This window comes from Geomonas edaphica (genome assembly GCF_004917075.1).
Classification (GTDB): domain Bacteria; phylum Desulfobacterota; class Desulfuromonadia; order Geobacterales; family Geobacteraceae; genus Geomonas; species Geomonas edaphica.
The window spans coordinates 1,335,705-1,349,685 of the sequence record NZ_SSYB01000001.1 but is presented as its reverse complement, the minus strand read 5'-3'; the positions used below and the strand labels follow the sequence as shown (position 1 = coordinate 1,349,685).

Below are 13,981 nucleotides of genomic sequence, written 5' to 3'. Positions count from 1 at the left end.
ACGAGCTTTCGAAGCTTTTCGCGCCGCTGCAAAAATATTCTCGCGTGACGGTTTTTTTGGGTTGACTGGGTAGGCCTGTTTTGCTATAAAACGGTCTCTCGTTGAGCGGGAATAACTCAGTGGTAGAGTGCAACCTTGCCAAGGTTGAAGTCGCGGGTTCGAACCCCGTTTCCCGCTCCATTTAACAACAATAGGTTCAGGTAGTTAGAGCGAACCTTTCGAAACTGTCCCCGGTTCTGTCCCCAAACGGAATCGGGGATTTTCTATTCTGGGGTATAACGAAGTCGCGCCCCAGGTAGTCGAAGATTCTTTCCCCGTCCTCTTCCAGCCCTTCCACATAATTCCCGTATACCTCATAGACCATCTGCTTTGATGCATGACCCATGAGCTTGACGAGCCGGAGCGGGTTGATCCCGACCAGGAGGCTCCACGCTGCGAAGGAGTGTCGCGCCGAGTAGGAAGTAACGTAGGTGATCCCGGCAGCGTCCACCGCTTTTTTCCAGACCTTGCAGAAGCGGGAGCTGTTGAAACGTGCGCCGTCCTCCATGGTAAAGACATAGGAGGAATCGGAGCGGTTCAGGATTGCGTCGAGGCGTTTCCTCAATGCCTTGGTGATGAAGATTTGGCGCTTCCTGAACGCAGTCTTTAGGCTCTGCTTGTCTTGGCCTAGAACGAAAGAGCTTTTGACGTTGATGTAATCGCCGTCGATGTCTTCTTTCTTCAACCCTCCCATTTCGGAAGGGATCATGCCGGTCAGGATCATGAACTCGGCCACCGGCTGATAGAAAGAGGGTAGGTGATCAAGGAACCGGAGCCATTCATCGAACCGAATGACGACGTGCTCTTTCTTCTCGGTCTTTGGCAGTCTCTTCTTCAGGTTGTCAAAGGGGCTTTTCAGCACCCAGCGGTAATGGTCGCAGGCGTCGTTCCAGATCGCCCTAAACGGCATCAAAATATTCATCTTCCGAGCTGTCGAGAGTGGTTTCCCTTTGTTCTCTCCCCGTGTGCAAAGAAGGGAGTCGGTGAACTTGAAAACCGTGGTGCTGGTGATCTGGTAGAAAGAGACGTTTTTGAAGTGGGGGAGGATCTTCGTCTCTATTGCTTCCCGGTAATCGTTCCGTTTCGTCGGTGAGCTGAATGAGGGGAAGATTGTCTCCATCCATTCCTTCACGTACTCGCCAAAAAGAACCTGATGCGGTTCTGGTCGGTACTCCCTGCCTTCCAGCATGGTGAAGTGGGCTTTTTCATGCTCTGAGGCGCCAGGGAAAGCGTCTGCAAAGCGGAAGATCCCATCTTCGATGCGCTGGTGAATCCGGTCTAGGAAATCACGTACCCGCCGTTCGTTTGCCGGGGTGTCATCGAGCTCTGTTGACCTGGTGATTCGTTGCCCGAAGTAGTAGAAGTCGACGTAAAGTTTTTTCGATTCCTTGCGCCGCTTTATGCTGCCTGTTCCCCTTGCGGGTGCATCAATGCTGATAGTGCCTTTCTTTATTTTCATGTTATGTCCTCATGGCGTTACCCTCCCTTCAGTGTGTCTAAGTCCATCGCGGAGAATAGCGGCATTTCCTCTAATGTTCAATAGTCGAGATTCACGGCCGGGGCTGCGCCCCTGCCGAAAGTCAACCCCGGGCCTGGGACCGAGGCTTCGCCTCGCTGTGAATCGTGCTCACTCCGTGGCACCGGCGGCGGCGCTGCGCGGCCTTCATCCTCCGTGGGCGGCTTCTGCTGGCCTTGGAAGAAAAGGGCCTCCCGCCAGCAGAAGCGGAGGATTCGGCCGAGTCGGATATAGTGGACGCCTTCCTTTAAAACCCCGCTTTTCAGCCAGCCGAATACGGTGGTGCGGGACACCATCATCTTTTCTGCAAACTGCTCAACGGTCAGCACTTCGGGGTTACTCATGGCAATCACCCCCGACGGCGTGTCCCAGTTTGATAGAGCGTTTGATAAACTCCTTGTCGAAGTCCCTTCTGCTCCAATGTTCATATAATGCCTTGCCGAGTCCGAGGATGGCTTCTTTGTAATCCCTGGTTCCGGTCCTAACTGCGAAGGCGGGGAGACAACCGGCAATATGGGCGATGTAAAACAACGCCGAGGCTTGAGCGCCTGTGCTGAAATCACGGGTTATATGCTGCCCATTGCCAAGACGATCAGAGCAGTTTTGCACTTCCAACCACCATGGATGGACAGTGCGCCGGTTCTGGCGGTCGTTATCCGGTGACCGTAGGGAATACCAGTCTTCAGTCAGATATTTCCAGACCCCTCCGGCCCTTCGCCAGAGATCTGGAAAATCGTTGATCTTGAATTGCTTCAAGGCAGCTCGCCGAAGTTGGAACTCGACCCTCCAAATGTCTTCAAGGTCATTGGTACCCCACATTTCAGCGAACCATAGTTTTTCACCTTTTTTGAGGACCTCTTTCCCCTTGTTGTAAATCCGAATGCGGATCGGTGCAGCCGGGGAGCCGAAGTAACAGGTTTCAAGGACGCCGCCCTTTATGATGGGTCTGACGTCCCGACTGCGACAGACGGCGTGTGTTTCTAAGAAGGGGAGGGACAGCCCAGGGGATAACTTGAAGTCGGTGCAAAGATCAAGGCGGCTAGGAAGCACCTCTACAATCTTCCCACCGAAATAACTGACGTCCTTTGCAGCCAGGTCAAGGGCGTAGGCTATGCCTTTCCCCCACATGGTTCTTGAGTTGATTGAAAGATAGACGTTCGGAGAGGACGTGAATTTTTCAGACTTGGCAATGTAGAGATGATACTCCGGGAATTGAAGGTGGAAGGCGTAGTTGTCGCCTTTGCCGTTGGGGAAGATGACGTAGTTTCTCCCCAGGAAGGTTTCTTCAACAACTTCCCCGAGCTTTTTCGCGTGGTCTTTGAGTTGTTGGAGGGTTCGAAGAACAACAGGCCAATCGTTTCCCCATTCTACGAAAAGGCCGATGTCCAGGGAGTCGAAGCCGCACAGGAGATACTTGAAATCTTGTGCAGATGGCATTAGCGCATGGCGTGTTACAGGTTCCGCCATGCAGGGGAGTTGCTCCGAGGGATTGCCAGGGCTACCGGCTGAGCCGGCAACCCCGGCATGAATGTTTGGAAAAACCTGTCCAAAGTGGGTACGATCTGCAGGGGTGGGGAAATGGCCAACAGAAGTAACGGTTTGGTTTTTCATGATGCCTCCTAAGAGAAATGGAATTCCTAGGAGGTGGTGTACGCTTAAGGGGGAGAAACAACCCGGACACTACTTTGACTTTTTACTGTCCGGCGAGAGAAGTGGTTGCCAGGAAGACCGTTTTCTCTGGATGGACTTTGATAATGCTTCTGGACTATCAGGGAGGCAGGTATCAATGTCGCGTTTGTCGGCATCCTGAGCAACGGCATCGAAGAGATTTCTAATTTCGATCGAGGTCAGTGGTTGCTTGATTCCATCAGCTATTATAGAAATTAGCGTTGCCATTGAAGCTTTGATCTTGCCGTTTGTTAGTTTAGCTTTGATAGGTTTTAATGGGGCGTCGACAAGGTTTTGATAAGTGTTTAGCTTGCCGGAGAGTCGGATTTTTTGTATCTGATAGCCAATGGCTGGATCATGAAGCATAAGGGGGTCTATACGTAAAATCTTGTCTATTGAACTAACATCGCCAATCCGGGCTTTGTGATACAATTTGCTAGGAGACATCTTGTAAAGGATAAAACATGGAGTAAACACGAGGAAGACGAACGAAAGTTCCATCTTATGCTTTGATAGGTATAGCTCGAAATTGGCAGCAATATGGTTATCTAATGGAAGATTCCCGAAATCGAAGCGCATTTCATGAAACGATAAGTCTAAAAGTTCCTTCCAAAACAGTTGTCCTTCTGCCAAATCAGCTTCGGTCAACTTATAGCCGTTAAGCTCCTCTTTGTTTTGGGCCAGTTCCTTTACAGACGAACCGAAGGCAATTAGCTGTTCAGCAAGTGCAGATGAATCGACAAGCATCTTCTGGAATGGTTCGCAGTATTGGCGATGATTTTTGTATAGGTCATACCACATAGGTAGGTGAGGCAAGGTGGCCTTATGGTTGGCGAGCTGATGCATCTTCAAGTTTCTAAACATGTCGGGCAGTTCGCGGGCAAAAGCAGCTATGGAAGGGGCAACCAGAGCAATGAACGGTGCCTTATTTTGCGCCCATTTTTCAACAGCAAGCATAAAGACCTCAAATTAATCGTTTTAAAATACAATGATAGATGGTATATGAAACTGCTTGTGTTTACAAGCTACCGTATGACTGCACCGGGGGGGGGAGATGGCAACCAGGAAAGCGAAGAGGACAACTAAAACTGATAGCTCTTCAGGGGAGCAGGTATGTTTTGTGATATCTCCAATTGGGAAAGATGGGTCTGAAATATATGAAAAGTTTAAAGAAGTTCTAGATTATGTGATTAAGCCAGCGGTTGAGTCTTCCTCTTTGAAGTTAAAAGTAATAAGAGCAGACGATATCAATCATGCAGGTTCATTTATAAAGGACATATTTGAAAACATCCTAGGCTCGCATGTAGTAATTGCTGATTTAACAGGGCAAAATCCGAATGTATTTTATGAGCTTGGAGTTAGACACGCTTTGTCCCCTCGTACGATTATGATTGCACAAACCTTGGAGGATGTTCCTTCTGACTTGCGTGAATACCGTACTATAACCTACAGTACTACAGCAAAAGGGAGTAAGCTTTTCCAAGAACGATTGCACAAGTTTCTTGAAGACATAATGAACGAACCGTTACGACCGGACAATCCTATTCTTGATAGGTTGCCTACTTTTCAGGAAAATAAAACTGAATCGCTTGAAGCAGAAGTCTCTAAGCTTAAAGAAGAATTGAATTCTGTCTTGGAAGGATCTATTAAAAAACCAATTTTAGTTTCAAAAGACACAGTAAAAAATAGATTTAAACGTATTTGCACTCTTATGCATGGACACTTGCAGCAGCATGGTAACTTCCAAAAGACAGTAAATGAAGAGAAAGTATCGTTTCAATTGCCTAAGAGTGAGGGTAATTTCAATCTCTACATTACCATGATAGAAGCAAGCGAATACATAGATGAATACTGGTATGTATCAATATGTGATGTGGAGTGCAATCTTGAGAAAGATCTTGCAGACATTAGGTTGCTCTTAGCTGCATGCAGTGCGGGCCAGAAAGTTGGAATAAAATTCATAATAATAACTGACGAGGATTTATTATCGTTAAAACCTAAAATAACTAAGGCATTCGTTCAGATGAAGAAATTTATTCCGGCTGACCAACGTGCTTACTTTGATCTGCTGCTGTGGGACCATACTGGCCTGATGAAAAAAGAAACAGAACTTGGTATTAGAGTTAATTTCGTTTGAGTCCCATTCTTGCTTGCCTTGCCCACGTCTTTTGTGCTATTGGGAAAACACCTTGTATCCGAACTGTTGCTATACCCGATAATTTCACCTGAATTACGCTGTACTGCAATGGACTTTAGACACACTGAAGATTCAGGTGGCTATCTGTAATTGTCTAATATTATACATATTTTTTTGAGTGGCTCTCTACCCTTGGAGGCCTTTCGAACCCCGTTTCCCGCTCCAAAAATTTCAAACCCCGGTGGCCACGACGGCTTCCGGGGTTTTTTCGTTTCGCACCAAATCTCACACTTCAAAAGGATTCCGATGACAACCCTGCCCAAATGTCCATCCTGCAGTTCCGCATACACCTATGAAGACGGCGCGCTCTACGTTTGCCCCGAGTGCGGCAACGAATGGCCCCAGGCCGAGTCCGAGAGCGCGGAAAGCGACAGCGTGGTCCGTGACGCCTTCGGTAATGTGCTCCAGGACGGCGACTCGGTCACCGTGATCAAGGACCTAAAGATCAAGGGCTCCTCCTCCGTGGTGAAGGTCGGCACCAAGGTGCGCAACATCCGTCTCGTCGATGGCGACCACGACATAGACTGCAAGATCGACGGCATCGGCGCCATGCAGTTGAAGTCCGAATACGTCAAGAAAGCCTGATGTCACGACGCTTCATCGCAAGCCCCGGTTTCACCTTCAGCGTCTTCGGGGGGATCTTCACAGGTATACCCGAAGTAAAGCATCCCGTACGCCTCCTGGACTTCCTCCGCGGTCCGTTTCCTTCCTCCCCCGAGAGGGAGGGGCTTCCATGCTAGCAGTGAGCGCACCTCCCGCGTCACGTCTTTGAGTGTCAATTCCCGTCGCTCTTCGCTGTAATCGAAGCAGTACCACTTTCTTGCCGGCCTTGTGGATACGATTGCACTGAACGGGAAGGGGACAGATAACTCGTTGGTGCCGAAATCATACAACGCCGCTTTCTGTTTGAAAGCGATCATGACGGTGTTCGTGGTCGGAGATACCCCGAGGATTCTGTGGTTCATCTTGAAAAAGAAGCACCCGGGCGATTCGGGGAATTCGGTGTAGTCGTCGAACTTGAAGTCCACCCTCTTCAGTATGTGACTGTAGAAGTAGTAGATGTGCCTGTTCTCTTCGTCGACCTCCCATATATCAGGCGTCATCCCCATGATGAAGTCGTAGGTAAGGTTTCTTGTGCAGATTCTCGTTTCGTCTGTTGCGCCTATGATGAACCTGTCCGGTGCGCTTGAAAGGCGCTTACTGTAGATCACGGGCTCGTCTTTTATCTGCACGGTGTCCGCCATGCCGTTTCTGCTCCTCACGCGCATCCGCCCCATTTTCCCTGGTCTCGAGCCGTCCTCGTACTTTATGTTGAGGTAGTAGTCGGTCTCTCTATCGCTGCTTAAGTAGATGTCGACGACGGTGGCCCCTTCTTCGAGCAAAAAGGCTTCTGAGACGTCGAACAGCGCCGTGATCGCCCATTTTGAAGCGGTGAGCTCGGCACGGACGACATAGTTTGTCTCAGTAATGCCTCTGAATAGGAAAATGCCCTTCGCGGGAAGTGCATCGACTAGATGCCCCCCGGTCAGGTAGATCGAATCGAATCTCGTGGCGCTCATCTCGTGCAGGTCGACGAGGATGAAATACTTCATTCCAGTCAAAAAGATGTGGCGGTCCGTGGATCCTCTGTAGGCGAGTGCCGGTTCCGACGTCAGGTCGACCGGCATATCGTTGGAAAAATTCAGAGTCAAGCCGCTCCTCTCGATCTTAAACAGTTCCCCGACTTCATCCTCCACCTTTTTCAGCGAAGTCTCGTCGGCTATGTGTTCACGCAGTAAAGAGGCCCTTTGAAGGTTTCCGAACAGTCTGCACACCGCATACGCACTTACCAGCTCATCCCCGTCTGGTTCCGTCTCTAACAGGGACTGGCGTTCCCGCATTGTTTTTAGGTGTGCGTTTCGTTCCTCTTCGGGGAGAACCGACATCCTCTTCCTGATCCGGTTGAAGATAGTGCCGATCCGCACCGCGTCCGCATGTTCACTTTGCGCCTGTTCCAGTAGAAGTGCGATTTCGCTTCTCGCCGCTTCCTGTTCGCGCTCAAGCATCATGCGGTACGGTTCCGCGAATTCCGGGCAGTGCCCGAAGTAGTCCCTGATCTCCTCCATGATCTCGAAACATCCTTCCAGTTTCCCCGTCTCAAACGCCGACTTCGCCTCCACGAACCTGAGCCAGGCCTCCCGCGCGCTCTTTCCGGAAACTTTCTGGAGTCGCCTGTTCTGGTGTAAGACCGAGAAATAAGGCGAGACGCCGCAGGCTTCGCGGTACGCTTCGGAGTGATCGTCCTGGCGGGAGAGCCACTCGATGATGTCGTAGCATTCCTGCCATTTCCGCGTCTCAGCTTCCTTGCGGAGCGTTTCCAGCTTGCTCTCAACCTGGTACCTCTTTATGGCCGCTTTTTCCGCCGCGATCAAACCAGCGATCCTTTCTTGGGCCTTCGTGTCATGTTCCTGCAGCGTTTCCAACAGCTCCAGCCTCTTCGGGCCGGGCTCGCTCATCTCCAACCGCCGCCAGAGCGCGGCCAGTTTCTCCGCCTCCCTTTTCGCGGCGGCCATGGCGATGATCTCGCGGGGCCTTTGCAGCGAGGGACACCGGCCTAGTGCCTCACGGCTCTGCGCCTCGGCCTGCTCCATGTCGTTCAGGGTCAGCGCCTCCTCGGCCCTTTGCACCCAGGGCTGCGCTTCCCGGCGCATCGCCGTCTCGACGCTGCTCATCAAGGCGGCGTGCTCGACGATGAAGCCTTCCTTTTCGTCCGCCTCTTTCAGAAGATGCCATGCGTGAGCGAGGTTGCCGTCCTTGAAGGAGATGTCGGCGTAGGCGCAAAGGGCGTTCTTGCCGAGGTCGACGGCGTGGAGGCCGTCGAAGAGGGCACGGGCCTCCTGGGGCATGCCGTTACGGTGGTAGGCGAGGGCGATGAGTTCCCTTACCGCCGTGTCCCTCAACACGGCCCTGGGCTGCGCCAGCAGCGTCCGGATGGCGGCTGTGTAGGCCCCCATATCCTGCAACAGCATCGTCGCCGCCCTGAGGAGGGCGGGGAGGTGCCGGTTGTTCTCTATCCGGATGTCGCAAAGGAGCCTTTCCGCCTGCGAGTAGTCGAATTCATCGAGGAGTCGTTGCGCCTGCCTGACTACATCCATTGGGGAGGCGGGCGTCTCTGCCGTCACTTTATCTTTCCGGGGGGACTTCGTCTGCGGTTTCGCTTCGGGGACGGCGACCGTACGCAGGGCGTTCTCAGAAAAGACACCCATTACCGCATGACAGGCGTCGATAGAAGGAAGGGTGTTGTGCTTTATCAGCACGATGTCCGGTGCGCAGGGGTGAGGGGCAAGGTGGAAGGCCTCTCCGTAATTTTCCAACAACAGATTCTGGAGTGCGTTCTTAAGGCGGTACCCTCGTTTCCGGTCCTCGTCATGAAGCTGAAGGCGGGTAGGGTTCACCCTCTTGATCAGGCTGATCAGTTCCGTTGACGAAGGTAAACGCGAAGATGAAAGCAGATTCTCGGCCTCTGCGACGTGCAGCTCCCAGGTCATGGCCCCCCCTTACGATGAAAGATTAAAACTATTTTATTTTATTGTAAAAGGGGACTGGCTGCAAGTGGGAAGCAGCGATCGGCGGGGGGGGGAGGCAGTTCAACTGTGTCGGGTTGAAATGTGAAGCTGTTAATGTAGTATGGTTGCCCCAGGGGATGCCGCCACCAACCAACCTCGAAGGAGGGCAAATATGACAGCAGCCATGTTAGCAAGTCTCGTCCTCAATTACGACCACCTGTCCGACCCCAAGTATCTGTTGAAAGTTGGGGTGATCATCCAAGCCACCAAAGGGAACCCGGAATTCGGGGTTTTCCCCGAGCACGGGTCGCCGGAAAAACTTGAGGAGAAATACAATCAACTCAAGATCGCCTTTGAGGGCGCCCAGGACAAAAGCCGTAGTATGATCAAGCTGCGTAATGCCACCCGCAAAGAGACCGATGGGATCCTCTACGCCATGGGACACCATATCCAATCTCATTGCCAGGGGAACGAAGAATCGTTAAGGAAAAGTGGGTATGAGCTGAGAATACCACGGGGTGCCGGCTCCGCCCGTACCTTGCACCCCCCCGCGCAGCCTTTAGGTTGGGTGGTGGAGCAGGGGGCGTCGACGCAGCTCAAGTTCAAAGTGCCACCTACCAGGGGAGCGGTGTTCTGTGAGATCTGGTGCACCGAGGGAGACCCCTCGACTGAGGAGAACTGGCAATACAAAGGCGGATTCCCCGAATTCGAAGGGGTCCTCACCGGCTTCAAGAAGGGAGCCAGGTACTCCCTTAGAGCGAGATTAGTAGGTAAGGCGGGAGCCGGCGACTGGGCAAACACCATCAGTATCGTGGTCGAGTAGCGCCGGAAACAGAACCTCTGGCGTATCCCCAAAGCTCCCCCTCTCTTAAAGGGAGGGGGAGAAAGTCGTGAAACCCACTGATGCCCGTCTTTACCGGTGATTTCTAGCTTACTCCGCTAACCTGCATCTTTGTCCACTAACCTGCATCTTTGTCCACTAACCTGCATCTTTGTCCACTAACCTGCATCTTTGTCCACTAACCTGCATCTTTGTCCACTAACCTGCATCTTTGTCCACTAACCTGCATCTTTGTCCACTAACCTGCGTCTTTATCCACTAACCTGCGTCTTTATCCACTAACCTTCGTCTTTGTCCACTAACCTGCGTCTTTATCCACTAACCTACGTCTTTGTCCACTAACCTGCATCTTTATCCACTAACCTCCGTCTTTTTCCGCTGACTTCCGTCTTTATCATTAAAACAACGCTGGGGGCGACTATCCACGTTCCTCGTTGAGCAGGCTGAAAAAGAGACGTTTACCTCGCCGAACTGCATCAAACTCTTGCCAAAGAGTAAAGAATCCTTTACCTTTGCGGCGCAATTAGACTCACGCGCGGCTTGTCCTTCTCAAGCATGGGGAAAATCATGGGCATATTTAGCAGGATGTTCGGAAACCAAGATAATAAGACCGCGACGCAGGTCGTCGATGCCAACTTCATCACCACGCTGGCGATGCACGTGCGCGGCGAGGTGGAGCCCGCGCTGGCTTCCTACCAGGCCATGACGGAAAGGGACGCGAACGACTTCCTGGCCCTTTTCTTCACGGCCGCCGCAAAGGCCGACAGCGGCGCAGTCGAGGAGGCGGTGCAGGGGCTGCGTGCCCTGAGCGCACACATCGCTGAGACCGGTGAGAGCATCTCCCGCATCGTCGCTATGGAACTGGCCAACCTGCTGCACGAAGACGTCGTCACGGTGCGGGTGGGTGATGTCACTGCGCTTCTGGTCTCGTTCGGCGATCTCCTGAAAAGGGAGGGGTTCGTAAAGGAAAGCGCCGTTTGCTTCGAGATCGCCGTGGGGCTTGCGCCGGACAACGCGCACATGTTGCACAAGCTCGGCGACACGCTGCATGACCTGCGCATCTACGACTACGCCGAGTCAGTACTTAAAGAGGCCATCAAACACGCTCCGCACCACTTCGGTGCTCTCTACACTTACGCAGTCCTTTTGCAGGATCTCGGACGCAACGAAGAGGCCCTGACACTTTACGAACAGGCGGTCAAGCTTGTTCCCTCCCACGTGAACTGCCAGAGCAACTACGGGGCGGCTCTGCTTCGGGCGGACCGTGTCGACGAGGCCATGGAACATCTGAACCACGCCCTAAGGCTCGATCCCGGGGCACCGCTTGTGAAGGTGAACCTGGGATATGTCTACCTGCTAAAGGACGATTTGGAAACGGCGCGGAAGATGTTCTCCGAGGCCCTCGCGCTAAACGACAAGCTCGCGCCGGCTTACTACGGTCTCGCCTCCATCGAGCGGGCGCTTGGGAGCGACGCTCCCGTTGTGCGTGCACTCTACGAGAAGGCGCTCGAGGCGAATCCCTCCATCGCTGAGGCACATCTTGCCCTAGCGAACCTCCTGGCGAGCCTCGGGGACGAGCAGGCCGTAACGCACTACGCGACCGCTTTGCAACTGAACTCGTCTCTGCCCAACTTGCGTCGCGATTTCGGGCAGGCCTGTTTGCAGTTGGGGCACAGGGAAGAGGCGCTGGAGCTGCTGAAGATGGCGGTGATGCTGGATCCCGACGACGCTTTAGCGCGCGAACTGCTCGCCCAGGCGGAGGCAACCCCGGCTGAAAACTAGGTCGTTTTGTAGCGAGAAAACCATCGCGATCAATTTTTAATGCAATGATATCGAGGAGGTGTGTGATGTATCGCTTGTTGTTCGCGCTTGTGGCAGTATCTCTTCTGGTGCGCCCCGCGCTCGCTTCCGAGCCTGCGGCGGCGGAAACTCCCGCGGTGAAAGTGGCGTCGGTGGATGGTGCGACGCTTGCGCAGGAGCCGGTCAAAGAGGTCAAAGGCACAAGCGGTGCCCCCGTGGACACGACGAGGGAGCAATACAAAATGTGTCTTGAGTCCGAAGCGAAGATCAAGGCGCTGCGTAAGGGGCTAGAGGAAGACATCGCGCGGAACAAGGCCCAGCTTGCGGAAGTAGCGAAGCGCTCCACATCACTTCAGGAACAGAGAAAAAAGCTACTCGAGGCAAAGGACTCCAAGGTCGGCCCCTTCAACCGTCTGAGCGAGGAGCACAACAAACTGGTGCAGGCGGCCCGCAAGAATGTGGAAAAGCTGAAGGCACAATGGGCCACCTTCAACACCACCGTCACCGAGCACAACAAGAGCTGCTCGACTATCATCATTACGGCCGAGGACCGCGACGAGGTAATGAAGGCGCGTTCCACCGTGGCAGGCCGCTAGTTTACCGGGGGGGAAGATCCCTCCCGGCGCTTTCCCCTCAGAGGCCTCGCTCCAGAAGGGCCTCCATTTTTAACGTGCTTCTATTGACTTTGGTCAATGCATGTCCCTGCTTCCTGCCACAAGCTGTACCGTTGACACTTTTCCGCGGCCGATGCGGGTGGCCGGATAGGAGGGGGGATGGACCATGCTAGGAGGCAGGCTCACTTCACGACACCTCAGCTTTTGACCATCTACACATGGGGACTCGCGGCCGGCTGGACCCTGGTCATCGCGACCCTCCTGGTATTCAACTACCACCATGAAATGTCGCAGGCCGCCGAAACGGCGCGCACCCAGGCCAGAAGCAACTTTCAGCGCGACCTGGTCTACCGGCACTGGAACGCCGCCTCAGGTGCGGTGTACGTGCCGGTTTGCGACCGTATCCAGCCGAACCCCTACCTCTCCGGGATCCCGGAGAGGGACGTGGTCACCACCTCCGGTCGCCACCTCACCCTGGTAAACCCCTCGTACATGAGCCGCCTGGTGTTCGATCTCGCCTCCGATTCGTTCGGCGTCAAGGGGCACATCACCAGTCTCACTCCGCTTCGTCCTGAAAACCGCGCCGATGACTGGGAGCGGGGCGCCCTGCTTGCCTTCGAGCGCGGTTCCGAGGAAGAGAGCATGGTGGTACACATGGCAGGGGGGAGCTACCTGAGGCTGATGAGGCCGCTCAAGACAGAGAAGGCCTGCCTTAGATGCCATCAAAAACAGGGGTGCCGGTTGGGTGGGGTACGCGGCGGGCTGAGCGTCGCGGTTCCCATGGCCCCCTTGTGGGACATCGCCAAAAAGACCTACCAACTGAACGCCGCGAGTTTCCTGCTGCTTTGGGGGATTGGCATGGCCGGCATCCATTTCGGGGCGAGGAGACTGCGCATGGCCATCGCCGAGCGCGACCTGGCGCAGCGGCGCCTGATTGAAATGAATCGCGATCTCTCCTTCCGAAGCGGTGAACTGGCCGCCGTGAACCGCGATCTCGATGCCTTTTGTTCCACCGTTTCGCACGACCTGCGTTCCCCACTTACCGCGGTGTCCGGGTATTGCCAGTTGTTGAAGGAGAGCTTTGCCGAAAACGCCCAAGAAGCGCGGGCCTACACCGACGTGATCCTCGCCTCAACGGCGAAAATGGAGGGGCTCATTGCGTCGCTACTCAGGTTCGCGCGCATCGCGCGGAACGAACTCGTCCCCGCCGACGTCGATCTCACTGCCATTGCCGCAGACATGGCGGCGGAGCTCAGGGCACGCGAGCCGCGGCGGCAGGCGGTTTTCGTCATCGCCGACGGGCTGATGGCGCGCGGCGATGCCGGACTTTTGCGGGTCGTCTTGCAGAACCTGATGGAGAACGCCTGGAAGTACGCCGGGTTGTGCCCGGAGGCGCGGATCGAGGTCGGGCTTGAGCGGCGCGACGATGGCGCCTTTTTCTTCGTCCGTGACAACGGCATCGGTTTCGACGAGGCCGAGGCCGCGCAGGCGTTCGAGGCGTTCCGGCGTCTTGAAAACGCGCAGCAGTTTGAGGGGACCGGCATCGGGCTTGCGACCGTCAAGCGGATCATAGAGCGCCACGGCGGCACGATCGACTGCAAGGCGAAGCCGGGTTTCGGTGCTACCTTCTATTTTTCACTCCCCTAGTCTGCCCTAGGGAAAACGGTCGCCCCCCTGGGAGCAGAAATCCCCATGATTTGACATCGGTCAAGGCGCCGCTACACCACGAAGCTATTATCGCTGTTACCAAAAGGTAACAGG

Annotated in this window: 11 protein-coding genes and 1 tRNA gene; 7 read left to right on the top strand and 5 right to left on the bottom strand. The window is 54.1% G+C overall.

All coding sequences use genetic code 11. From position 1 onward, the window contains the following. The first annotated feature begins 105 nt into the window (after positions 1-105). Positions 106-180 (top strand) — tRNA-Gly (locus E8K79_RS05840). Positions 181-196: 16 nt separating this feature from the next. Here E8K79_RS05840 and E8K79_RS05835 read toward each other — a convergent pair. From E8K79_RS05835 to E8K79_RS21480, 4 genes are all read right to left on the bottom strand, one after another. Next, positions 197-1,498, bottom strand: coding sequence for an Arm DNA-binding domain-containing protein (locus E8K79_RS05835; protein ID WP_136513871.1), 1,302 nt, complete (start codon positions 1,496-1,498; stop codon positions 197-199). Positions 1,499-1,575: 77 nt separating this feature from the next. Continuing rightward, on the bottom strand, positions 1,576-1,899 hold the full coding sequence (locus E8K79_RS05830) for a helix-turn-helix domain-containing protein (RefSeq protein WP_136513870.1): 324 nt from the start codon (positions 1,897-1,899) through the stop codon (positions 1,576-1,578). Next, complete coding sequence (locus E8K79_RS05825) at positions 1,892-3,166, bottom strand: replication initiation factor domain-containing protein (RefSeq protein WP_136513869.1); 1,275 nt, start codon at positions 3,164-3,166, stop codon at positions 1,892-1,894. The genes E8K79_RS05830 and E8K79_RS05825 overlap by 8 nt, the downstream gene beginning before the upstream one ends. Positions 3,167-3,235: 69 nt before the next feature. After that, positions 3,236-4,180: a hypothetical protein gene (locus E8K79_RS21480; RefSeq protein WP_246043731.1), complete on the bottom strand. Its 945-nt coding sequence runs from the start codon at positions 4,178-4,180 to the stop codon at positions 3,236-3,238. Positions 4,181-4,277: 97 nt separating this feature from the next. Between E8K79_RS21480 and E8K79_RS05815 the strand changes: the two genes are divergently transcribed. Together E8K79_RS05815 and E8K79_RS05810 are read left to right on the top strand one after the other, a co-directional pair. Next, positions 4,278-5,360: a hypothetical protein gene (locus E8K79_RS05815; RefSeq protein ID WP_136513868.1), complete on the top strand. Its 1,083-nt coding sequence runs from the start codon at positions 4,278-4,280 to the stop codon at positions 5,358-5,360. A gap of 306 nt (positions 5,361-5,666) precedes the next feature. Continuing rightward, the gene (locus E8K79_RS05810; RefSeq protein WP_135871100.1) at positions 5,667-6,005 is read left to right on the top strand and encodes a zinc ribbon domain-containing protein YjdM; all 339 of its coding nucleotides are present in this window, start codon (positions 5,667-5,669) and stop codon (positions 6,003-6,005) included. A gap of 2 nt (positions 6,006-6,007) precedes the next feature. Here E8K79_RS05810 and E8K79_RS05805 read toward each other — a convergent pair whose 3' ends face one another. Continuing rightward, positions 6,008-8,947, bottom strand: coding sequence for a tetratricopeptide repeat protein (locus tag E8K79_RS05805; protein ID WP_136513867.1), 2,940 nt, complete (start codon positions 8,945-8,947; stop codon positions 6,008-6,010). Positions 8,948-9,137: 190 nt separating this feature from the next. On the opposite strand from E8K79_RS05805, the gene E8K79_RS05800 reads away from it, so the two are divergent. The 4 genes from E8K79_RS05800 (at position 9,138) to E8K79_RS05785 (ending at position 13,867) form a co-directional block, all read left to right on the top strand. Further along, positions 9,138-9,788, top strand: coding sequence for a hypothetical protein (locus E8K79_RS05800; protein WP_136513866.1), 651 nt, complete (start codon positions 9,138-9,140; stop codon positions 9,786-9,788). 585 nt (positions 9,789-10,373) lie between these two features. Then, positions 10,374-11,588, top strand: a complete 1,215-nt coding sequence (locus tag E8K79_RS05795) for a tetratricopeptide repeat protein (RefSeq protein WP_136513865.1) — start codon at positions 10,374-10,376, stop codon at positions 11,586-11,588. Positions 11,589-11,653: 65 nt separating this feature from the next. Continuing rightward, positions 11,654-12,202: a hypothetical protein gene (locus E8K79_RS05790; RefSeq protein ID WP_136513864.1), complete on the top strand. Its 549-nt coding sequence runs from the start codon at positions 11,654-11,656 to the stop codon at positions 12,200-12,202. A gap of 177 nt (positions 12,203-12,379) precedes the next feature. Further along, positions 12,380-13,867 carry an ATP-binding protein gene (locus E8K79_RS05785; protein WP_136513863.1) on the top strand — a complete coding sequence of 496 codons (1,488 nt, stop codon included), beginning with the start codon at positions 12,380-12,382 and terminating at the stop codon, positions 13,865-13,867. The last annotated feature ends 114 nt before the right edge of the window (positions 13,868-13,981 follow it).